This window comes from Streptomyces pacificus (genome assembly GCF_011766325.1).
Lineage (GTDB): Bacteria > Actinomycetota > Actinomycetes > Streptomycetales > Streptomycetaceae > Streptomyces > Streptomyces pacificus.
The window spans coordinates 63,576-84,309 of record NZ_BLLG01000024.1 but is presented as its reverse complement, the minus strand read 5'-3'; the positions used below and the strand labels follow the sequence as shown (position 1 = coordinate 84,309).

At 72.9% G+C, this 20,734-nt stretch carries 17 protein-coding genes; 8 read left to right on the top strand and 9 right to left on the bottom strand.

Annotated elements, in window-relative coordinates:
- Window positions 1-444 precede the first annotated feature (444 nt).
- From proC to SCWH03_RS26240, 7 genes are all read right to left on the bottom strand, one after another.
- Window positions 445-1,254 carry a pyrroline-5-carboxylate reductase gene (gene proC / locus SCWH03_RS26270; RefSeq protein WP_173267058.1) on the bottom strand — a complete coding sequence of 270 codons (810 nt, stop codon included), beginning with the start codon at window positions 1,252-1,254 and terminating at the stop codon, window positions 445-447.
- Window positions 1,255-1,388: 134 nt separating this feature from the next.
- Complete coding sequence (locus SCWH03_RS26265; RefSeq protein ID WP_173267056.1) at window positions 1,389-2,186, bottom strand: ABC transporter permease; 798 nt, start codon at window positions 2,184-2,186, stop codon at window positions 1,389-1,391.
- A complete protein-coding gene (locus SCWH03_RS26260; RefSeq protein ID WP_173267054.1) occupies window positions 2,183-2,962 on the bottom strand; it encodes an ABC transporter ATP-binding protein in 780 nt (259 codons plus the stop codon). Before SCWH03_RS26260 ends, SCWH03_RS26265 begins: the two co-directional genes overlap by 4 nt.
- 611 nt (window positions 2,963-3,573) lie before the next feature.
- On the bottom strand, window positions 3,574-5,424 hold the full coding sequence (gene ilvD / locus SCWH03_RS26255) for a dihydroxy-acid dehydratase (protein WP_173267052.1): 1,851 nt from the start codon (window positions 5,422-5,424) through the stop codon (window positions 3,574-3,576).
- 141 nt (window positions 5,425-5,565) lie between these two features.
- Window positions 5,566-6,180 (bottom strand): TetR/AcrR family transcriptional regulator, encoded by a 615-nt coding sequence (locus SCWH03_RS26250; protein WP_173267050.1) that lies wholly within the window; start codon window positions 6,178-6,180, stop codon window positions 5,566-5,568.
- A complete protein-coding gene (locus tag SCWH03_RS26245; protein ID WP_254077034.1) occupies window positions 6,177-7,043 on the bottom strand; it encodes a sugar phosphate isomerase/epimerase family protein in 867 nt (288 codons plus the stop codon). Before SCWH03_RS26245 ends, SCWH03_RS26250 begins: the two co-directional genes overlap by 4 nt.
- A gap of 23 nt (window positions 7,044-7,066) precedes the next feature.
- Window positions 7,067-7,999, bottom strand: coding sequence for a Ppx/GppA family phosphatase (locus tag SCWH03_RS26240; protein ID WP_173267047.1), 933 nt, complete (start codon window positions 7,997-7,999; stop codon window positions 7,067-7,069).
- A gap of 40 nt (window positions 8,000-8,039) precedes the next feature.
- Here SCWH03_RS26240 and SCWH03_RS26235 point away from each other — a divergent pair, with 40 nt between their 5' ends.
- Window positions 8,040-8,927: a DUF3109 family protein gene (locus tag SCWH03_RS26235; RefSeq protein WP_173267045.1), complete on the top strand. Its 888-nt coding sequence runs from the start codon at window positions 8,040-8,042 to the stop codon at window positions 8,925-8,927.
- Between the two features lie 296 nt (window positions 8,928-9,223).
- Here the strand turns inward: SCWH03_RS26235 and SCWH03_RS26230 are convergent, their stop codons facing one another.
- Window positions 9,224-11,095 carry a BACON domain-containing protein gene (locus SCWH03_RS26230; protein WP_254077038.1) on the bottom strand — a complete coding sequence of 624 codons (1,872 nt, stop codon included), beginning with the start codon at window positions 11,093-11,095 and terminating at the stop codon, window positions 9,224-9,226.
- 249 nt (window positions 11,096-11,344) lie between these two features.
- Between SCWH03_RS26230 and radA the strand changes: the two genes are divergently transcribed.
- Both radA and disA read left to right on the top strand, forming a co-directional pair.
- Complete coding sequence (gene radA, locus SCWH03_RS26225) at window positions 11,345-12,754, top strand: DNA repair protein RadA (protein WP_173267043.1); 1,410 nt, start codon at window positions 11,345-11,347, stop codon at window positions 12,752-12,754.
- A 44-nt stretch (window positions 12,755-12,798) separates the two neighbouring features.
- The gene (gene disA, locus SCWH03_RS26220; RefSeq protein WP_173267041.1) at window positions 12,799-13,932 is read left to right on the top strand and encodes a DNA integrity scanning diadenylate cyclase DisA; all 1,134 of its coding nucleotides are present in this window, start codon (window positions 12,799-12,801) and stop codon (window positions 13,930-13,932) included.
- Window positions 13,933-14,209: 277 nt separating this feature from the next.
- Here the strand turns inward: disA and SCWH03_RS26215 are convergent, their stop codons facing one another.
- Complete coding sequence (locus tag SCWH03_RS26215) at window positions 14,210-15,034, bottom strand: hypothetical protein (RefSeq protein ID WP_173267039.1); 825 nt, start codon at window positions 15,032-15,034, stop codon at window positions 14,210-14,212.
- A gap of 894 nt (window positions 15,035-15,928) precedes the next feature.
- On the opposite strand from SCWH03_RS26215, the gene SCWH03_RS26210 reads away from it, so the two are divergent.
- From SCWH03_RS26210 to cseC, 5 genes are all read left to right on the top strand, one after another.
- Window positions 15,929-16,879 carry an iron-sulfur binding domain-containing protein gene (locus SCWH03_RS26210; protein WP_173267038.1) on the top strand — a complete coding sequence of 317 codons (951 nt, stop codon included), beginning with the start codon at window positions 15,929-15,931 and terminating at the stop codon, window positions 16,877-16,879.
- A gap of 243 nt (window positions 16,880-17,122) precedes the next feature.
- Window positions 17,123-17,701 (top strand): SigE family RNA polymerase sigma factor, encoded by a 579-nt coding sequence (locus SCWH03_RS26205; RefSeq protein ID WP_173267036.1) that lies wholly within the window; start codon window positions 17,123-17,125, stop codon window positions 17,699-17,701.
- Between the two features lie 104 nt (window positions 17,702-17,805).
- Window positions 17,806-18,414 (top strand): hypothetical protein, encoded by a 609-nt coding sequence (locus tag SCWH03_RS26200; protein ID WP_173267081.1) that lies wholly within the window; start codon window positions 17,806-17,808, stop codon window positions 18,412-18,414.
- 152 nt (window positions 18,415-18,566) lie between these two features.
- Entirely contained in the window at window positions 18,567-19,271 is a 705-nt protein-coding gene (cseB, locus tag SCWH03_RS26195; RefSeq protein WP_173267034.1) for a two-component system response regulator CseB, read from the top strand.
- Window positions 19,268-20,587, top strand: coding sequence for a two-component system sensor histidine kinase CseC (cseC, locus tag SCWH03_RS26190; protein WP_173267031.1), 1,320 nt, complete (start codon window positions 19,268-19,270; stop codon window positions 20,585-20,587). The genes cseB and cseC overlap by 4 nt, the downstream gene beginning before the upstream one ends.
- The last annotated feature ends 147 nt before the right edge of the window (window positions 20,588-20,734 follow it).

The window sequence follows — 20,734 nt, the reverse complement described above, 5'->3', positions numbered from 1 at the left end:
GGCTGCCAGAGCGTTCATCCGCTTCCGCGAATTCCCTTTCCGGCGGTTCCGACTCTATCAGATCCTTTCGGGCCCGATTCCCCGTCAGAGGAGGGTTGCCTTTCCGGCCGCCAGGCCGTTCCGACGAGTGAGACTTTAGCGGAATCACTGCCCTCAACGCTAATCGGGGCCGCGCTCACTCGAACGCGAATTCCTCATTTCGCAGAAGCGCACGGAAAGCGAAACGACAGCACGTCGCTCGCTTGGTGTGGTTCTTGCGGGTTGGCTGTCCGGGGCCGACCTGGGTCGGTGCTCACATCGAACAACCCGGAGAAATATACGGACCGGCGATGTGCGTGTCAACCGCGCTCTCGCGGCGCAGTCCCCGGAGGGGCGTGGTGCCGGTGGTGGCCTGGAAGTGACGGGCGAGGGAGCGCGGCGGCGTGCCCGCGCGGCCGCCCGCCGTCATCCGTTGCCTGAGGCGAGTTCGCGGCTGCGGTCACGGGCCGCTTCGAGCGCGGCGATGAGTGCGGCGCGCACGCCGTGGTTTTCGAGTTCCCGGATGGCGTTGATGGTGGTCCCCGCCGGGGAGGTGACGGCCTCGCGGAGCTTCACCGGGTGCTCGCCGGAGTCGCGCAGCATCACCGCGGCCCCGATGGCGGCCTGGACGATCAGGTCGTGGGCCTGAGCCCGGGGCAGGCCGAGCAGGATGCCCGCGTCGGTCATGGCCTCGACCAGGAAGTAGAAGTAGGCGGGGCCGGAGCCGGAGAGGGCGGTGGCCGCGTCTTGCTGGGACTCGGGGACCCGGAGGGTCTTGCCCACTCCGCCGAAGATCTCCTCGGTGTGGGCCAGATGCCCGGCGGTGGCGTGGCTGCCGCCCGAGATCACGGACATGCCCTCGTCGACGAGGACGGGAGTGTTGGGCATGACACGGACGACGGGGGTTCCGGGGGGCAGCCGGTTCTCGATGGTGGCGGTGGTGATACCGGCGGCGGCGCTGATCACGAGGCGGTCGGCGGAGGTGTGGGGGGCTAGCTCGTCCAGTAGCCGGTCCATGTCCTGGGGTTTCACGGCCAGGATCAGTGTGTCGGCGCGCTTGGCGGCGTCCGCGTTGGTGACGGCGTCGACTCCGTAACGAGTGCGGAGTTCCGCCGCGCGGTCGGCCCGGCGGGTGGTCACCAGCAGGGCCGAAGCGGGCCAGCCTGCCCGGATCATGCCGCTGAGCAGGGCCTCGCCGATCTTGCCGGTGCCGAGGACTGCGACTGTCTGGGTCATGCGGGTCACCTCACCGGGGTGGTGCGTGTGCACAGGGGATCGTCCGTGTCCGCGACCGGTCGTTTTCCGGTTCTCACGGACAGGGACATCCTCGCACCGGGCCCGCTCGGGCGTCGGCGCTGTCCGAGGGGCGGTCACGCGGTGCGTCGGCGGAGCGTGGCCGCGCCGAGGGAGAGGACGAGGAGCGCGCAGACGGAGACGACGAACACGTCGCGGGCGAAGTCGGCGGTGACCTCGGCATGGCGGAGGACCTCGTTCATGCCGTCGACGGCGTACGACATCGGCAGTACGTTCGACAGGCCCTCGAGGACGGGCTGCATGGTGTCGCGGGGGGCGAAGAGGCCGCAGAGGAGGAGCTGGGGGAAGATCACGGCAGGCATGAACTGGACCGCCTGGAACTCGGATGCGGCGAAGGCGGAGACGAACAGGCCGAGAGCCGTGCCGAGCAGGGCGTCCAGCAGCGCGACGACCAGCAGCAGCCAGGCCGAGCCGGCCACGTCGAGGCCGAGGAACCAGACCGAGAGGCCGGTCGCCAGGACGGACTGGACTATGGCCAGCAGGCCGAACGCCAGTGCGTAGCCCGCTATCAGATCGGCTTTCCCGAGAGGCATGGAGAGCAGGCGCTCGAGGGTCCCTGAGGTGCGCTCGCGCAGCGTGGCGATGGAGGTGATCAGGAACATCGTGATCAGCGGGAAGATGCCGAGCAGCGAGGCGCCGATGGCGTCGAAGGTCTGCGGGCTGCCGTCGAAGACGTAGCGCAGCAGAAGGAGCATCAGGCACGGCACCAGGAGCATCAGGGCGATCGAGCGGGGATCGTGCCGCAGTTGCCGCAGGACGCGGGCGGTGGTGGCGAGGGTGCGCGACGGGGAGAGCGCCGGCCGCCGCTCCGGGACCGCGGCGGCCCCGGTCGCGGGGGACGGTCCGGCGTTCATCGGGCTTCCTTCCGGAGTGCGTCGGCGGTGTCCACGAGGTGGAGGAAGGCCTCCTCGACGGTGGCGGTGCCGTGGCGGCGGCGCAGCGTCTCGGGGGCGCCGTCGGCGAGGAGTCCGCCGTCTCGCAGCAGCAGCAGGCCGTGGCAGCGCTCGGCCTCGTCCATGACGTGGGAGGAGACGAGGATCGTGGTGCCGCGTTCGGCGGCGATGCGGTGGAAGAGGTCCCACAGGTCGCGGCGCAGGACCGGGTCGAGGCCCACGGTGGGCTCGTCGAGGACGAGCAGTTCGGGCGTGCCGAGGAGGGCGACGGCGAGGGAGACACGGCTGCGCTGCCCGCCGGAGAGCCTGCCCGCGAGGGCGCCGGCGTGCGCGGTGAGGTCCACGTCCGCGAGGGCCTGGGAGACCTGGTGCCGGCGGCGTTCGGCGGCGGGGCGGCCCGGGTCGAGGATGGCGGCGAAGTAGGTGAGGTTCTGGCGGACGGTCAGGTCTTCGTAGACGGAAGGGGCCTGGGTGACATAGCCGATGCGGGAGCGCAGCGCGGCGTGGCCGGCGGGCCTGCCGAGGACGTCGAGGGTGCCGGTGACCCTGGCCTGGGTGCCGACGACGGCACGCATCAGGGTGGATTTGCCGCAGCCGGAGGGGCCGAGGAGTCCGGTGATCCGGCCCGGCGGTACGTCGAAGTCGAGGTTGCGCAGGACGGGGCGGGGACCGCGGACCACGGTGAGGGCGCGGGCATGGACGGCCGGTGCCGGAGTACCCCCGGACGGGTTATTCATCACTCGATGAATAATTCATCCGGAGAGGTCGGCCGTCAAGGTGCGGGGCGGGCATCAGGACCTGCCGGCGCCGTCGGGACGACCCAGGGGAGCGTGGGCTGCGGGCCACGACGGACCTGCGCCGGAGCGGACGGCCTGCTCCCGGACGGCGGCCGGACTCCCCGAGGGGGTTTCGCCGACGGACCGCGCGTGCCGCGGCTCGCCGGTCCGGCCGATACGCCGGACCGCTGCGTCGCGGCTCTGCCGCACGGGACGACGGGCGCCGCTCCCGGGACGGCCGCGAACGGGCTCCTGGAGTCGGTCATCACGCCTTCGGACCCCGCGGGCGCAGGGCCCTCGACCGCTTGTGCCGCTTACCCCCTCAAGCCCCCGGCGGCGGCTGCGTTCACGGGCCCGGCCCGGGTGCGGCGATGACGCCGACGGATTCGTCGCTGCCCGTGCTCGAAGGGGCGTCGTACGTTTGCGGCGGGCGCGGCGGGCGCACCCGGTACGCCGGGCAGGCGCCCCACGAGGCCGACGCGATGTGCGGGCGGGTACGCGGGCGCGGCGGAGCCCCGCCGAGGACGGCGGGGCTCCGCCGAGGACGGCGGGGCTCCGCCGGCTGACCGGTGTCAGCCGAGCCTGTCCACGTCCCGCACCGCGCCCTTGTCCGCGCTCGTCGCCATCGCCGCGTACGCACGCAGCGCCGCGGAGACCTTGCGTTCCCGGTTCCGCGGCGCGTAGACGCCGCCCAGGGCCTCGCGGCGGGCGCCGAGCGTGGCGTCGTCGACCAGGAGGTCGATGGAGCGGTTCGGGATGTCGATACGGATGCGGTCGCCGTCCTGGACGAGGGCGATCGCGCCGCCGGACGCTGCCTCGGGGGAGGCGTGGCCGATGGACAGGCCCGAGGTGCCGCCGGAGAAGCGGCCGTCGGTGATGAGCGCGCAGGCCTTGCCCAGGCCACGGCCCTTGAGGAACGAGGTCGGGTAGAGCATCTCCTGCATGCCGGGGCCGCCGCGCGGGCCCTCGTAGCGGATGACGACGACATCGCCCTCCCCGACCACCTTGGAGAGGATCTTGTCGACGGCCTCCTCCTGCGACTCGCAGACGACGGCAGGACCCTCGAACGTCCAGATCGACTCGTCGACGCCCGCCGTCTTCACGACGCAGCCGTCCTCGGCGATGTTGCCCTTCAGGACGGCGAGGCCGCCGTCCTTGGAATAGGCGTTCTCGACGGAGCGGATGCAACCGCCCTCGGCGTCGACGTCGAGGGACTCCCAGCGCTCGGACTGCGAGAAGGCGGTGGCGGAGCGGACGCAGCCGGGGGCCGCGTGCCACAGCTCGACGGCCTCGGCGGAGGGGGAGCCGCCGCGCACGTCCCAGCTCTTGAGCCATTCGGCCAGCGACGCGGAGTGGACGGTGTGGACGTCCTCGTTCAGCAGCCCGCCCCGGTACAGCTCGCCCAGGATGGCGGGGATGCCGCCGGCCCGGTGCACGTCCTCCATGTAGTACGTGCCGCCGGGGGCGACGTTCGGCGCGACCTTGGCCAGGCACGGCACCCGGCGCGAGACGGCGTCGATGTCGGTCAGGTCGTAGTCGAGCTCGGCCTCCTGGGCGGCGGCGAGCAGATGGAGGATCGTGTTGGTGGAGCCGCCCATGGCGATGTCGAGGGCCATGGCGTTCTCGAAGGCCGCACGGGTGGCGATGTTGCGCGGGAGGACGGACTCGTCGCCCTGCTCGTAGTAGCGCTTGGTGACCTCGACGACGGTGCGGCCCGCGTTCTCGTACAGCGCGCGGCGGGCGGTGTGGGTGGCGAGGACGGAACCGTTGCCCGGAAGGGACAGGCCGATGGCCTCGGTCAGGCAGTTCATCGAGTTGGCCGTGAACATGCCGGAACAGGAGCCGCAGGTCGGGCAGGCGTTCTCCTCGATGCGGAGCACGTCCTCGTCCGAGACGTTCTCGTTCACCGAGTCCACGATGGCGTTGATCAGGTCGAGCTTGCGGACCGTGCCGTCGACCAGGGTGGCCTGGCCGGCCTCCATCGGGCCGCCGGAGACGAACACCGCCGGGATGTTGAGGCGCATGGCGGCCATCAGCATGCCAGGGGTGATCTTGTCGCAGTTGGAGATGCAGATCAAAGCGTCGGCGCAGTGGGCCTCGACCATGTACTCCACGGAGTCCGCGATCAGGTCGCGCGACGGCAGCGAGTAGAGCATGCCGCCGTGGCCCATGGCGATGCCGTCGTCGACGGCGATGGTGTTGAACTCCCGCGGCACGGCGCCCGCCGCCAGGACGGCGTCGGAGACGATCCGACCGACCGGGGCGAGGTGGGTGTGCCCGGGGACGAACTCCGTGAACGAGTTGGCGACCGCGATGACCGGCTTGCCGATGTCCGCGCTCGCTACGCCCGAGGCCCTCATCAGGGCGCGGGCGCCCGCCATGTTGCGGCCGTGGGTGACTGTGCGGGACCTCAGCTCGGGCATCGTCGCTCGCTCCTTCAGACAGTTCTGGCTCAGTCGAGCCTACGCCGGTGCTCCAAGATCCGGACGCCATGTCCGGACTTCGGGACGGCGGTCCGCCTTTCGGTCGGCTCCACGGCGGGCTGTGCGGGCGGCCCCGCCCGCTCAGGCCTCTGTCAGGTACCTCTGCAGCGTCGGCGCGACCATCGCGACGATCTCCTCGGGCTCCACCGTGGCCAGCGGCTCCACCTGGATCACATACCGCAGTACGGCGATCCCGATCATGTGCGAGGCCGCCAGCTCGGCCCGGAGCTTCGAGTCCGGTACGTCCAGGTCTGCCACGATCCGCTCGAGCATCCGCCGCAGCAGGAAGCCGCGCAGCACCTTCGCCGCCGCTTCATGCGTCAGGGCGGAGCGGAGGATGGCGAGCAGCGGGGCGCGGGTGGCCGGGTTCTCCCACACCCCGATGAAGGAACGGACCAGCCGCTCGCCCACGCCTTCCCTGCCCCCGCCGAGGATGTCGGGCACCGCGAGCGCCGGCTCGAAGGAGACCTCGACGGCGGCCGCGAAGACCTCCTCCTTGGTGCCGAAGTAATGGTGCACGAGAGCGGCGTCGACGCCGGCGGCCTTGCCGATGCCCCGGACGGAGGTCTTGTCGTACCCGCGCTGGGCGAACTCCGCGCGGGCCGCCTGAAGGATCCGCTCACGGGCGGCGGGCCCGGTCTCCGCCGCGGTGCGGGCGGGCCTGCCGCGCCGCCTGGGCGCCGCCCCGTGCGTCATGATCCGCCCCGGCCGGCCGGACCGGCCGGACCCGGGGAGCCGCTCCTGGACGCTGCGTTAGCGGAGGCCAGATGCAGCCGGGTGAAGGCCAGCGCCTCCGCCAGGTCGGCCTCGCGCTCCGCGGCCGACATCGCCCGCCGGGTGTTGACCTCGATCACCACATGGCCGTCGAAGCCGCTGCGGGCCAGGCGCTCCAGCAGCTCGGCGCACGGCTGGTCACCGCGCCCCGGCACCAGGTGCTCGTCCTTCGCCGAGCCCTTCCCGTCCGCGAGGTGCACATGGCCGAGCCGGTCGCCCATGCGGTCGACCATGGCGAGCGTGTCCGCGCGGGAGGTGGCCGTGTGCGACAGGTCGATCGTGAAGTGCCGGTAGTCCTCCCTGGTGACGTCCCAGTCGGGTGCGTACGCGAGCATCTCCCGGTCCCGGTACCGCCAGGGGTACATGTTCTCGACGGCGAAGCGGACGTCCGTCTCGTGCGCCATCCGCCATATTCCGGAGACGAAGTCCCGGGCGTACTGCCGCTGCCACCGGAACGGCGGGTGGACGACGACGGTCGAGGCGCCCAGCTTCTCGGCGGCGGCCCGGGCGCGCTGGAGCTTCACCCAGGGATCGGTCGACCACACGCGCTGGGTGACGAGCAGACACGGCGCGTGGACGGCCAGTACCGGTATCGCGTGGTAGTCGGAGAGCCGGCGCAGCGCCTCGATGTCCTGGCTGACGGGGTCGGTCCAGACCATGATCTCCACACCGTCGTAGCCGAGGCGCGCGGCGATCTCGAAGGCCGTCGCCGTCGACTCCGGATAGACGGAGGCCGTCGACAGGGCGACCTTCGCATCCGGGATGCGCACCACTGGTTCTGCCACGTGGGACAGATTACGGGCCCGCATCAGCAGGCGGGGAGGTGATCCAGCCGCCGCAGGATCATCCCCTCACGGAGCGCCCAGGGGCATACCTCCAGCTCGTCGACGCCGAAGAGGTCCATCACGCCCTCCGCCACCAGCGCTCCCGCCAGCAGCTGACCTGCCCGGCCCTCGGAAACGCCGGGCAGGGTGGCCCGCTGGGCCGCCGTCATCGCGGCCAGCTTGGGGACCCATTCCTCCAGTGATGTCCGGCCCAGTTCGCGCGAGGCGGGGAATCCCTCGGCGGGGCGGGCGGCGCCCGCTATCCGGGCGAGCTGCTTGAACGTCTTGGAGGTGGCGACGACGTGGTCCGGCCTCCCGAAGCGGGTGAAATCGCCGACCGTACGGGCGATCTGCGCCCGCACATGGCGGCGCAGCGCGCGCACGTCCTCCGGGTCGGGCGGATCACCGGGCAGCATTCCGGCGGTCAGCCGGCCGGCGCCGAGCGGCAGGCTGACGGCGATGTCCGGGTCCTCGTCGATCCCGTAGGCGATCTCCAGTGAGCCGCCTCCGATGTCGAGGACCAGCAGTTTCCCCGCCGACCAGCCGAACCAGCGGCGGGCGGCCAGGAAGGTGAGCCGGGCCTCCTCGTCGCCGCTCAGGACCTGGAGGTCGATCCCGGTCACCGCCTTCACCCGCGACAGGACCTCGTCGGCGTTGGCGGCCTCCCGCACGGCCGATGTCGCAAAGGGCAGCACGTCCTCGCAGCCTTTGTCCTCGGCGGCCTGCTGGGCCTTCTCGAGCGTGCAGATCAGCCGGTCGACGCCGTCGGGGTGGATGGCTCCGCCGTCGTCGAGCAGCTCCGCCAGGCGCAGCTCCGCCTTGTGGGAGTGGGCGGGCAGCGGACGGGCGCCGGGGTGGGCGTCCACCACCAGGAGGTGCACTGTGTTCGAACCGACGTCGAGGACTCCGAGTCTCATGAGCGGAACGCTACTGCGGCGACCCGCATACGCTGGAGTCGTGCCAAAGACGAAAAAGGCGAAGCAGGACAAAGACCGGCCGAAGAAGCCCGCGGCCGGCTCCCACCACCCGCCGCACGCCGAAGCGGACGAGAAGGGCCTGGACTTTCCGCGGGCCTGGGTCGAGTTTCCGGACCCCGCGGACGGCGAGCAGGTCTTCCGCTGCGACCTGACCTGGCTGACCTCCCGCTGGAGCTGCATCTTCGGCAGCGGCTGCCAGGGCATCCAGCCGGGCCGGGCGGCCGACGGCTGCTGCACGCTCGGCGCCCACTTCTCCGACGAGGACGACGAGCAGCGGGTCGCCGATCATGTGGCGCGTCTCACGCCGGAGGTCTGGGAGTTCCACGATGTCGGCCGCGCATCCGGCTGGGCCGAGGTCAACGAGGACGGGGACCGGCAGACCCGGCGCTGGAAGGGCTCCTGCATCTTCCAGAACCGGCCGGGGTTCGCGGGCGGCGTGGGCTGCTCCCTGCACATCCTGGCGCTGAAGGAGGGCCGGGAGCCGCTGGAGACCAAGCCCGACGTGTGCTGGCAGCTGCCGATCCGCCGGACCTACGAGTGGATCGACCGGCCGGACGACACACGGGTCCTGCAGGTGTCGATCGGCGAGTACGACCGAAGGGGCTGGGGTCCCGGTGGCCACGATCTGCACTGGTGGTGCACGTCGGCGACCTCGGCGCACGGAGCGGGCGACCCGGTGTATGTGACCTACCGGCCCGAACTGACCGAGCTGATGGGCAAGGCCGCCTACGACGTGCTCCTGGAGTTGTGCGAGGCACGGCTGGCCTCGCAGCTGCCGCTGGTGGCGGCGCACCCCGCGGATCCCGCCCCCCGGGATCCCGCCTCACGCAGTCGCGGGGAGTCGGCCCCGAGCAGCGGGGCTCGGTGACCGGCCCCGAGCAGACCGTGCCGAACCACCGGTCTCCCAGCCGGGGCCCCGGAGCCTGGCGCCGCGGAACCGGATCCCGCCCGGCCCGGTCCGGGGCCCGCCGCCGGTGGAGGGACCGGGGCCGCCGCGTGCGGCGACCCCGGATTGAGCGAAGCGGACGGAACGGCACCGGGGCGGGGGGCCGTCCGCCCGCAGCCGCGTGGCAGTGACGCCCCCTGCGGCGGGGGCATGGCGATCGCCAGGCGGTCCGCCGGGGCACGGCGCGTCGCGCTCCCGGTTTCGGGAGAAACGCTTCGTCACCCGGGCGCTGCCGGGCTCTCGCCCGGGTGCTCAGTCGGGGGCTGGGGCCCCGGCGACGGCGGTGACTCGGTGGACGGAGCGGGCTCCGAGGACGCGGGCAAGGGCCCGGACGACGGGGGAGGCTCCGTGGCGGGCGCGGGCTCGGTGGACGGAGCGGGCGACGGCGGCGGGGACAGCGGCCCGGAAGACGGCGGCGGCGTCCGCGGGGATCCCTCGCCGCGCATCTGCAGGACCGTTCCGGCGGGGTCGACACCGATACGGGCACTCCACTCACCGGCCGGTTCCGCCGCGCGGTCCACATGCACACGGACGACGACCGGCTCCCCCGGCGACACGGTGCCGAAGGCGCGGTCCGCGGAGAGCCACGCCGCCTCCGTCCGCAGTGACCAGGGGACCGGGGCGTCGCCGAAGGCGGTGAGCGTGAGCATCACGGATTCGCCGTGCGGCCGCGCGGCGACGGAGAGCCCGGCCGCACCGAAACCACCCCCACCGACGGAGCCGGCCGGGGGGCCGGAACCGATCACCTCGACGGTGACTCCCCCGGCCCCCGGGCTCGGTGAGCCGGCGGCGAACCGAGGGGCCGAACCGTCCCGGTGCGCATTGCCGGCGTTCTCGTAGCGGTCGTCCGGCACGCCCCCCGCCGGCTGCGTGCCGTCGGCCTCGCTCGCGGAGACCGTGGAGCCGTCGTGGCCCTCGCCGGTCGGGGAGTCATCGCGGTAGGACGCCCAGAGTGCGAGCACGGGAGCCGCGACCACGGCCGCGACCACGGTGCCGGTGACGGCGCGGGCCCGGAACCGGCTCCGCCGGGCGGCATGGTCCTTGGGGTCCAGGGGGAAGCCGTCGCGCCCGAAGCGGGGCGCGGCGGCGCGGGCGCGCGGTACGTGCAGCATCGCCGCGCGCGCCTCTTCGCGGGGCGCGACCACCAGGGGGAGCGCGGCGGGCGCGGCGGCCGGTGCGACCGTCGATCCCGGCCACGGGCCGCCGGCCTCCGCCCGCTCGGCCGCGCGGCGGCAGCGCGGACAGTCGTCGACGTGCCGGACGAGTTCGCGTCGCAGCGCGGCGGAGAGCAGTACCCGGCGGTCCTCGGTGAGCCGCGCGACCGAGGGGCAGTTGCCGGTCTCGACGACGGCGAGGGCCGCGCGGGTGCGCTCCACCTCGCAGGCGGCGGACGAGAGAAGCTCGCGCGCGGCGGCGGGCTCCATCCTCAGCACGGAGGCGACGCCACCGGGGTCGAGCCGGTGCCGCACGGCCAGTTCCAGTGCCTCGCGCTGCTCGGGGGTGGTGCCTGCGGCCTCCGGCCAGGCCAGCCGGGCAAGCTCCGCCCGATGCCGCTCCTCGGTCTCCGAGGACGACGGAGACGACGGAGACGACGGAGACGGCCGAGACGGCGGGGACGACCGGGACGACGGAGACGACGGAGACGACCGAGAGGATGGAGACGTGCGAGCATAAGGAGGAGCCGGGGACTCGTTCGGCCCCTCCGATGCGCCCGCCCCTTCTGAGCTCGCCCCGGCCGCGTGCGCGCCCTTCCACGCCACGTGTGCCCCGGGCCGCCGGCGCCGGCGGCGCCGCTGCTCGCTCAGCCTGCGCAGACAGGCCCATCGGGCGATGGCGTACAACCAGGGCTTCCGGAGTTCCTCGTCGGCGGGACCGCGTCCGTGGTGCCGTTCGGCGACGGTGATGACCTCGGCGAGTGCGGCCGTCGCTGCGCCGTGGTCGCAGAGCACGGACAGGCAGTAGGTGAACAGCCCGTCCAGATGGGGCTCGTACCCCGCGGGCGGGGCCTGCCCGAGCGCGGGCCGGGGCGCACGGCTGGGTGTGCGGTGTGCGCCGATGGTGTGCGCGGGGGGCTCCAGCATGCTGCTCATCACCTGGCGACCGTAGGCAGGGGATGGCACACCCTTCGCGCGACTTCAGCGCATTTAACCCATACGGGTGAAGCGATCCCTCGAAAGAGAACAGCAGCATTTGCCAGGGTGCGGGTGACTGTGCTTACCAACGTGACCTATGCCCGCCGCATGTGCGCCCGTCACCGGGCAGGCGTACCGCCCCTGCGGACCGGGCCCGGTCCGGAGCCCCCGGGCGCGTTGTCGGTGCGCGGCGCTACGGTTTCCCGCATGGCTGCCCGCACGAAGACCTCCAAGGACCGGCCGTCCTACCGCTGCACCGAATGCGGATGGACGACCGCCAAATGGCTCGGCCGCTGCCCCGAGTGCCAGGCCTGGGGCACGGTGGAGGAATACGGCGCGCCCGCGGTCCGCACGACCGCCGTCGGCCGGGTCACCAACGCCGCCCTGCCCATCGGCCAGGTGGACGGCCGGCAGGCCACCGCCCGCACGACCGGCGTCGACGAGCTGGACCGGGTGCTCGGCGGCGGACTGGTGCCGGGCGCCGTGGTGCTCCTCGCGGGCGAGCCGGGCGTCGGCAAGTCCACACTGCTGCTCGATGTCGCGGCGAAGGCGGCGAGCGACGACCACCGCACGCTCTATGTGACGGGCGAGGAGTCCGCGAGTCAGGTCCGGCTGCGTGCCGACCGGATCGGCGCGCTCGACGACCATCTGTACCTCGCCGCAGAGACGGACCTGTCCGCAATCCTCGGCCATCTGGACGCGGTCAAGCCCTCCTTGCTGGTCCTCGACTCCGTCCAGACGGTGGCCTCCCCCGAGATCGACGGGGCCCCGGGCGGGATGGCGCAGGTCCGGGAGGTCGCGGGCGCGTTGATCCGCGCCTCGAAGGAGCGGGGCATGTCCACGCTTCTGGTGGGGCACGTCACCAAGGACGGTGCGATCGCGGGCCCGCGGCTGCTCGAGCATCTCGTCGACGTGGTGCTGCACTTCGAGGGCGACCGGCACGCCCGGCTGCGTCTGGTACGGGGCGTCAAGAACCGCTACGGGGCCACGGACGAGGTCGGCTGCTTCGAGCTGCACGACGAGGGGATCACCGGACTCGCCGACCCCAGCGGACTGTTCCTCACCCGCCGCGACGAACCGGTACCGGGCACATGCCTCACGGTCACCCTCGAGGGCCGCCGCCCGCTGGTCGCCGAGGTTCAGGCGCTGACCGTCGACTCGCAGATCCCCTCGCCCCGGCGCACCACCTCCGGGCTGGAGACCTCTCGGGTGTCGATGATGCTGGCCGTGCTGGAACAGCGGGGCCGGATCAGCGCCCTGGGCAAACGGGACATCTACAGCGCGACGGTCGGCGGGGTGAAGCTCTCCGAGCCGGCGGCAGATCTCGCGGTCGCCCTGGCGCTGGCCTCCGCGGCGAGTGACACCCCGCTGCCCAAGAACCTGGTGGCGATCGGCGAAGTGGGCCTCGCGGGCGAGGTGAGACGCGTCACCGGGGTCCAGCGGCGGCTGGCCGAGGCGCACCGCCTGGGCTTCACTCATGCGCTGGTTCCATCCGATCCCGGCAGGGTCCCGCCTGGTATGAAGGTCACGGAAGTCGCCGACATGGGGGACGCGCTGAGCGTGCTCCCGCGCGGGCGCAGAGCCGAGGCCCCCCCGGCGGACGGCCCGCGCCGGTAGACTTTGCCCTGGTCTCGCCCGCCCGTACGAGCCGGAGGAGTGCAGTGGCAGCCAACGACCGGGGCTCAGCACCCGGAAAGTCCGGCGGAGGCCCCGGGGGATCCGGCACGGACGCGCTGATGCGCGCCTCACTGAGTGCGGTCGCCCCGGGCACCGCCCTGCGCGATGGTCTCGAGCGGATCCTTCGGGGCAGCACGGGCGGCCTCATCGTCCTGGGAATGGACAAATCGGTCGAATCCATGTGCACGGGCGGCTTCGTGCTGGACGTGGAGTTCACCGCGACCCGGCTGCGGGAGCTGTGCAAGCTCGACGGCGCGTTGATCCTCGACAAGGACATCACCAAGATCCACCGAGCCGGTGTGCAGCTGGTTCCCGACGCCTCGATCCCGACCGAGGAGACCGGCACCAGGCACCGCACCGCGGACCGCGTGTCCAAGCAATGCGGCTTCCCCGTCGTCTCCGTCTCCCAGTCGATGCGCCTCATCGCGCTCTACGTGGACGGTGAGCGGCGGGTCCTGGAGGAGTCCGCGGCGATCCTCTCCCGGGCGAACCAGGCACTGGCCACCCTCGAGCGCTACAAGCTCCGGCTGGACGAGGTCGCCGGCACGCTGTCGGCCCTGGAGATCGAGGACCTGGTGACGGTCCGCGATGTCACCGCCGTCGCGCAGCGGCTGGAGATGGTGCGCCGGATCGCCACGGAGATCGAGCAGTACGTGGTGGAGCTGGGCACCGACGGCCGGCTCCTCGCGCTCCAGCTCGACGAGTTGATCGCCGGAGTGGAGCCTGAGCGCGGACTCGTCGTCCGCGACTACGTCCCGGAGCCGACCGCCAAGCGCTCCCGCACGGTCGACGAGGCGCTCTCCGAGCTCAACGACCTGACGCACGCCGAACTGCTGGAACTGCCCATCGTGGCGCGCGCTCTGGGGTACAGCGGATCGCCCGAGACGCTGGACTCCGCGGTCTCCCCGCGCGGCTACCGGCTCCTCGCGAAGGTGCCGCGGCTGCCCGGTGCGATCATCGAACGCCTCGTCGAGCACTTCGGCGGCCTGCAGAAGCTGCTGGCCGCCAGCGTCGACGACCTGCAGGCGGTGGACGGCGTCGGCGAGGCCCGCGCCCGCAGCGTCCGCGAAGGACTCTCGCGCCTCGCCGAGTCGTCCATCCTGGAGCGCTACGTCTGACGGACGGGCTGATCTCCTCCGGCGCCGGCGGCGGCGTCCCGCTCCGGTGCGTACCCGTACGCACCTGCTCAAGCGGGCGTACGGGTCGGGTGCAGGTCCCGGCTGGTGCCGCGTCAGTCAGGGTTCGCCCGCCAGCAGCGGCGCGGAGCGGTGTCCGGTGCGGTGGATCGCAAGGCGCCGGAGCGACCTCGTCGTGGGTCTACTCGGTTGATTCGGCAACGCAGCGAGTCGCCCCGTGCCGGACAGCGCGACGGGGAAGACATTGCCTGAAGCGGCACTAGTCCGTCTCCAGCCGGAAGGACGCCGGCGCCACCGAGGCCCCAGGGAAGGCGAGTTCCAGCAGGTACGAGCCCGGGGAAGCGGTGATGGGCGACGGGGTCGCGCACCGTGGGGCGCTCCTGCGCCGGTCCCAGTCCACGGTGTGGTTCACCGTTCGCCCCGCCGGAACCTTCAGCAGCAGCGAGCCGCCGGCCGGGCAGTCCTTCGACGACCACACCTTGTCGTTCTCACCGTCGTTGATGGCCGACACAGTCAACACCGCCCGGGTGGGACCGAGATCGGCCTTGCAGGTGACTGCCGAGGGGTTGTGCACGGCGAGTTCGAACCGCGGCCGTTCTCCGGGGGCATAGGCGGTCTTGACGCTGCGCACCGTCAATCCGACCGCCCCCGAGTCGCAGTCCGGCAGGGATGAGCCCGCCGGAACCCGCTCGGCCGGGCCGGCGCCACCGCCGTTCGCCGCGCCTCCCGTCCCCGAGTCGCCGTTCTTGCCGTCGCCGCCCGCGCCCGCGTCGCCCCCGGCACCGGCACCGGCGCTGCCACCGATTCCGTCGCCGTTGTCACTGTCACTGCCACCCGATTCGTCCCGGCCGCCCGGCTGTTCACTGATCGCGGTGCCCGAACTGCTGGGCCCCGGGGTGATCGAGGGTGCGGGCTGCGCGCCCCCCGGCTTTCCGTCGCCGCTCGCCCCTGCGCCGGAATCGCCGGAGCTGACGGCCCATGCGAGCAGCAGCGCGAGCAGCGCGAGCAACAGCAGCGCGACCACCCTCCGCCGCCAGTAGATGGAGGAGGGAAGGGGCCCGACCGGATTGCGCAGAGATCCCACATACCGAACTGTACGAGAGATCGGGGACCAACTCAGGCCCCACCCGCCGCTCGTGGCTCCCCAATGTACCGATCATCATCATGCGCTCCCGATTCCATGGACCTCGAGGAACGCGGCCGGCACCCGTCCCGGCGAGGGACGCGAGTGCGCGCGCAGCTCCCGGCATCCTCCCCGGCACCCGGCCGCACGCCTGACCGCCTGACCGCCGGACCGCCTGACCGCCTGACCGCCGAGGTATGGAGCCCCCGCTTGCCGTCGCGAAGCCGCGGCGTCACGCTCCACGCTCCGGACGGGACGACCCGCCGTCCCGGACCAGGCACTCGCCGTCCCCGCCCCGGCACCCGTCCGCGAGGAGGCGACGCGGCGCGGGCGGCCGGGCGATGACGAGGGCTTGCGGGGGACGGCGGGCGGGCCGTCCCCCGTCCGGCCCGGTCGCCCGGAGCCCGGACGCTCCCGCCGCCGGTGCCCGGCCGACTACCGCGTCATCGCCGGGCCCACCGCCCGCCCGACACAGCCGCCGGCCCGCCGTCCCGGACCCGGCGCCATGCCGTCCGAGCACACCGAGCACACCGAGCGGGGACGAGCGGGACGAGGCGGCCGGGAGCACACCGGGCAGGCCGATCCGGCACCCCGCTCGCTGCCGGCCGCAGCCGCCCGTACCGGCCGCGCAGCACCAGCGACGGCTCTCGGTCCAGGCCCGGCGGCCGGGACCGGGCAAGCCCCGGCCCCGGATACCCGCGGAACGAGGCCGCCGGGAAACCGCCCCCGCGAGCCGTCCCCGGGTCGGAGTACACCGTCCGGACCTCGGGGTGTACTCCGACCCGGAGCCTGTCGCGGGCGGCCCGGAGCGCATCCGCCGCTACCGGCGCTGAACATGCCAGGATCGGAGGTGCCATGACTGCGACCGAGATGCCCTCCCCCCTGAACAACGCCCCCTCCGGCCCGGACGGTGTGCCCGGCGCCGCCGAGGCCGCCGCCGGGCTCCACGCCCCCGTACTCGCCTGGTTCGACCAGCACGCCCGCGACCTGCCCTGGCGCCGCCCCGACGCCGGTGCGTGGGGCGTGATGATCAGTGAGTTCATGCTTCAGCAGACTCCCGTCAACCGGGTCCTCCCCGTGTACGAGCAGTGGCTGGCCCGCTGGCCCCGCCCCGCGGACCTGGCCGCCGAGGCTCCCGGCGAGGCGGTGCGCGCCTGGGGCCGCCTGGGCTATCCGCGCCGGGCGCTGCGGCTGCACGGAGCCGCGGTCGCGATAACGGAGCGGCACGGCGGCGACGTCCCCAGCGAGCACGCCCAGTTGCTCGCCCTGCCCGGCATCGGCGAGTACACGGCCGCCGCCGTGGCGTCGTTCGCGTACGGGCAGCGGCACCCGGTCCTGGACACCAACGTCCGCCGGGTGTTCGCCCGCACCGTCACCGGCGTCCAATACCCCCCGAACGCGACGACCGCGGCCGAACGCCGACTGGCCCGTGCGCTGCTGCCGGACGACGAGCCGCAGGCGGCCCGCTGGGCGGCCGCCTCGATGGAACTGGGCGCTCTCGTCTGCACCGCGCGCAACGAGGACTGCGGGCGCTGTCCCGTCGCCGGGCTGTGTGCCTGGCGGCTCGCGGGCAAGCCGGCGTACGAGGGACCTCCCCGGCGTGGGCAGACCTACGCGGGTACGGACCGGCAGGTGCGCGGCAAGCTTCTCGCGGTACTCCGGGAGGCCGTACGGCCCGTGCCGCTCGCCGTGCTCGACCGGGTCTGGGACGAGCCCGTCCAGCGGGCCCGCGCCCTGGACGGGCTGGTCGCGGACGGTTTGGTCGAACCCCTGGAGAAGGACCTGTTCCGGTTGCCCCTGACCTGAGGACGCCCCCGCCCGAGGAGTCACCCCCGGCCCGAGGAACTGCATCCGGCCCGGGGCCCGCCCGTGACCCGAGCGCGGTCTGCGGACCACAGCTGTTACACAACCGATGGATGGCCGTGCGGCCTCCGACGGCTTCTCCGCACAGCCTCGTGACAACCGCTCCGTAGCTTCTCCCGGGTAAGCGGGACCACCCGGGAGACACGGTTTGTCGCGGGGCTGGAACGGGGAGCGGAGGCGGTCGGCATGGCGCACGCAGAGGTGCTCGGGTTCGAGGAGTACGTCCGTACGCGGCAGGAAGCGCTGCTGCGCAGCGCACGTCGGCTCGTCCCCGACCCGGTCGACGCCCAGGACCTGCTGCAGACCGCGCTGGTGCGGACCTACGGCCGCTGGGACGGCATAGCCGACAAGTCGCTCGCCGACGCCTATCTGCGCCGCGTCATGATCAACACGCGTACGGAGTGGTGGCGCGCCCGCAAGCTGGAGGAGGTCCCCACCGAGCAGCTGCCGGACGCGAGCGTCGAGGACGGCACCGAGCAGCACGCGGACCGGGCCCTGCTCATGGACGTCCTGAAGGTCCTCGCACCCAAGCAGCGCAGTGTGGTCGTCCTGCGGCACTGGGAGCAGATGAGCACCGAGGAGACCGCCGCCGCGCTGGGCATGTCGACGGGTACCGTGAAGAGCACGCTGCACCGGGCGCTCGCCCGGCTCCGCCAGGAGCTGGAGGGCCGTGAGCTGCACACCCGGGCGTCGGAGCGTTCGCAGCACGGGAACCACTCGCACGCACGGCGTGAGGAACGGGGGCAGGAGCATTGGGCGGCCTGATCAGCGGCGGCGGCCCCGGCGACGGAACCGGCGGCGGCACCGGTCCGCGGGGCGGGCCGGCCCGTAGGGGGTGCCTGCGGCCATGGGCGGGGAACGGCACGGCGCTGGCCGGCCTCGCCGCCCTGGGGCTGCTCGCGGTGGGCTGCTCCACCGGCGGTCTGGGCGCCCGTGACGAAGGCCCCGCGCCCTCGGACCCGGTGGCGCAGTCGCCGTCGACGACGGCCCCATCCGCCAGTGCCTCCCCGGTGCCGAGGGTCGACGCGATCGCGCTGCTGAGGAGCGACCCCAAGGTCAGCAAGCGTGCCAAGGCGGACCTGCGGCCCTGTGCGACCGAGTCGTACGCGATCGACACCTCGTACGGGAGCATCACGGGCAACGCCAGGACACCGGACGTGGTGGTGAACCTGATGACATGCGGGGATGCCGTGGGGATCGGCACGTATGTGTACCGGGCGGCGAACGGGACGTACGAGAATGTCTTCGCGAAGGAGGAACCCGCCGTCTACGCGACGATCGACCGGGGGGACCTCGTCGTCACGCAGCAGGTGTACGCCAAGGACGATCCGGTCACGTACCCGTCGGGCGAGATCGTGACCACCTACCGCTGGTCGGGGAGCACGTTCACCGAGCACGACAAGGTGCACAACGAGTACAGCCGGGTGGCCGGCGGTGAGGACGGGCCGCCTCCGGCGTCGGCGCCGAGCGGGGACTGACGGCGTACGCGGCAGACACCGCATACCGGCGGGCGGCGGCCGTGCACCGGGCTCGTCCGCCTGCCGGGCGGTGCGTCCGGACAACCGACAACCGACAGCCGACAGCCGACAGCCGACAGCGACCGAACGACCCAAGCCGGGAGAGCTGAGGGATGGCCGAGACACATGTGCTGTTCGTCGAGGACGACGATGTCATCCGGGAGGCCACCCAGCTCGCGCTGGAGCGTGCCGGATTCACGGTGACGGCCATGCCGGACGGGCTGGCCGGTCTCGAGGCGTTCCGCGCGGACCGGCCCGACATCGCGCTGCTCGACGTGATGCTGCCCGCTCTCGACGGGGTCAGCCTGTGCCGCAGGATCCGGGACGAGTCGACCGTTCCCGTGATCATGCTCTCGGCCCGGGCGGACTCGATCGACGTGGTGCTCGGGCTGGAGGCCGGAGCCGACGACTACGTCACCAAGCCGTTCGACGGGGCCGTACTGGTCGCCCGGATCCGCGCCGTGCTGCGCCGCTTCGGCCACGCGGGCGGAGTGACAGGCGACTCGGGCGAGCCGGGCGGGCCGGGCGAGCGCGGAGTGCTGGCGTTCGGCGACCTGGAGATCGACACGGAGGGCATGGAGGTGCGCCGGGGCGGCCGGCCGGTGGGGCTGACGCCCACGGAGATGCGGCTGCTGCTGGAGTTCTCCTCCGCTCCCGGCACCGTGCTCTCGCGCGACAAGCTGCTGGAACGGGTCTGGGACTACGGCTGGGGCGGGGACACCCGTGTCGTCGACGTCCATGTGCAGCGGCTCCGTACGAAGATCGGGCAGGACCGGATCGAGACGGTCCGCGGCTTCGGCTACAAGCTCAAGGCATGAGGACACCCGCGCTGCGCACCGGCGTCCGCTGGAAGATCAGCATCGCGATCGCAGCGGTGGGTGCCCTGATCGCGTTCACGCTGAGCCTGATCGTGCACAACGCCGCCCGGGTGTCGATGCTCGAGAACTCGCGCGATCTGCAGATGAGCAGGCTGCTCCTGGCCCAGCGCCTCTACGAGACCACCAAGCCGAGGACCGAGCCGAAGCTGGGCTCCGTGCTCAACGACCCGGAACTGCCGCAGCCGCTGCGCGGTCTGCTCGCCGACGGGCGGCAGGCCACCTATGTGCAGGGGGACGGACCGGCGCCCGAGGTCTGGGCGGCCGTGCCGCTGGGCAACGGCGATGTGCTGTCCCTGCACAGCCCGATCCCCGACCGCAGCGCGGGCATCATGAAGGACCTCGACCGTGCTCTGGTGATCGGATCGGTGTCGGTCGTCTTCGGCGGATGCGCGCTGGGCGTGCTCGTCGGCGGCCAGCTCTCGCGCCGGCTGCGCAAGGCCGCCGCTGCGGCGGGCAGGGTGGCCCAGGGCAACACCGACGTACGGGTCCGGGAGGCCGTCGGCGGCGTCGTCCGGGACGAGACCGACGAGCTGGCGAGGGCGGTCGACGCGTTGACCGACGCCCTCAACGAGCGGATCGAGGCCGAGCGCCGGGTCACCGCGGACATCGCGCACGAGTTGCGCACACCGGTGACCGGACTGCTGACAGCGGCGGAGCTGCTGCCGCCCGGCCGCCCCACCGAACTGGTGCGGGACCGGGCACAGGCGATGCGCACCCTGGTCGAGGACGTGCTGGAGGTGGCGCGGCTGGACGGCGCGTCCGAGCGGGCCGAGCTCCAGGAGATCTCGCTGGGCGAGTTCGTCACCCGCCGGGTCGCGGTGCTGGACCCCGCGGTCAGGGTCGGCGTCGTGCACGGGTCATGGGTCAGCACGGACCCGAGGCGGCTGGAACGGATACTGCTGAATCTGCTGACCAACGCGGCCCGGCACGGCAGACCTCCGGTCGAGGTCACGGTAGAGGGCCGGGTGGTGCGGGTCCGCGACCACGGACCGGGGTTCCCGGAGGCGCTGCTGCGCGAGGGGCCGAGCCGGTTCCGCACCGGCGCGCGCGACCGGGCGGGTACGGGCCACGGGCTGGGCCTCACCATCGCCGCAGGGCAGGCCCGTGTCCTGGGCGCCCGGCTGACCTTCCGCAACGCCGCCCCCGAGGGGGACCCCTCACCGGTCGCTTCGGCAGGCGCGGTCGCCGTCCTCTGGCTGCCGGACCACGCTCCGACGGACACGGGCAGCTTCCCGCGGCCGGTGTTCCCTGACTGATCGTCCCCACCGGGCGGCGGCAGGAGGTGGCAGGAGGGAAGGAGGGAAGGAGGGAAGGAGGGAAGGAGGGAAGGAGGGAAGGAGGGGAAGGCCGGGAAACGCCGCAGGCGACCTCGGGGAGCGGCGCGAAGCCGTCCTGGAGGTCGC

Excerpts from the sequence above, each read along its gene's own strand:
- proC (WP_173267058.1), bottom strand. The coding sequence starts at position 1,254 with ATGACCCAGACAGTCGCAGTCCTCGGCACCGGCAAGATCGGCGAGGCC.
- SCWH03_RS26250 (WP_173267050.1), bottom strand. The coding sequence starts at position 6,180 with ATGACGCACGGGGCGGCGCCCAGGCGGCGCGGCAGGCCCGCCCGCACC.
- SCWH03_RS26230 (WP_254077038.1), bottom strand. The coding sequence starts at position 11,095 with ATGAGCAGCATGCTGGAGCCCCCCGCGCACACCATCGGCGCACACCGC.
- cseB (WP_173267034.1), top strand. The coding sequence starts at position 18,567 with ATGGCCGAGACACATGTGCTGTTCGTCGAGGACGACGATGTCATCCGG.
- SCWH03_RS26260 (WP_173267054.1), bottom strand. The coding sequence starts at position 2,962 with ATGAATAACCCGTCCGGGGGTACTCCGGCACCGGCCGTCCATGCCCGC.
- SCWH03_RS26205 (WP_173267036.1), top strand. The coding sequence starts at position 17,123 with ATGGCGCACGCAGAGGTGCTCGGGTTCGAGGAGTACGTCCGTACGCGG.
- SCWH03_RS26240 (WP_173267047.1), bottom strand. The coding sequence starts at position 7,999 with ATGAGACTCGGAGTCCTCGACGTCGGTTCGAACACAGTGCACCTCCTG.
- ilvD (WP_173267052.1), bottom strand. The coding sequence starts at position 5,424 with ATGCCCGAGCTGAGGTCCCGCACAGTCACCCACGGCCGCAACATGGCG.
- cseC (WP_173267031.1), top strand. The coding sequence starts at position 19,268 with ATGAGGACACCCGCGCTGCGCACCGGCGTCCGCTGGAAGATCAGCATC.
- SCWH03_RS26265 (WP_173267056.1), bottom strand. The coding sequence starts at position 2,186 with ATGAACGCCGGACCGTCCCCCGCGACCGGGGCCGCCGCGGTCCCGGAG.
- SCWH03_RS26210 (WP_173267038.1), top strand. The coding sequence starts at position 15,929 with ATGACTGCGACCGAGATGCCCTCCCCCCTGAACAACGCCCCCTCCGGC.
- radA (WP_173267043.1), top strand. The coding sequence starts at position 11,345 with ATGGCTGCCCGCACGAAGACCTCCAAGGACCGGCCGTCCTACCGCTGC.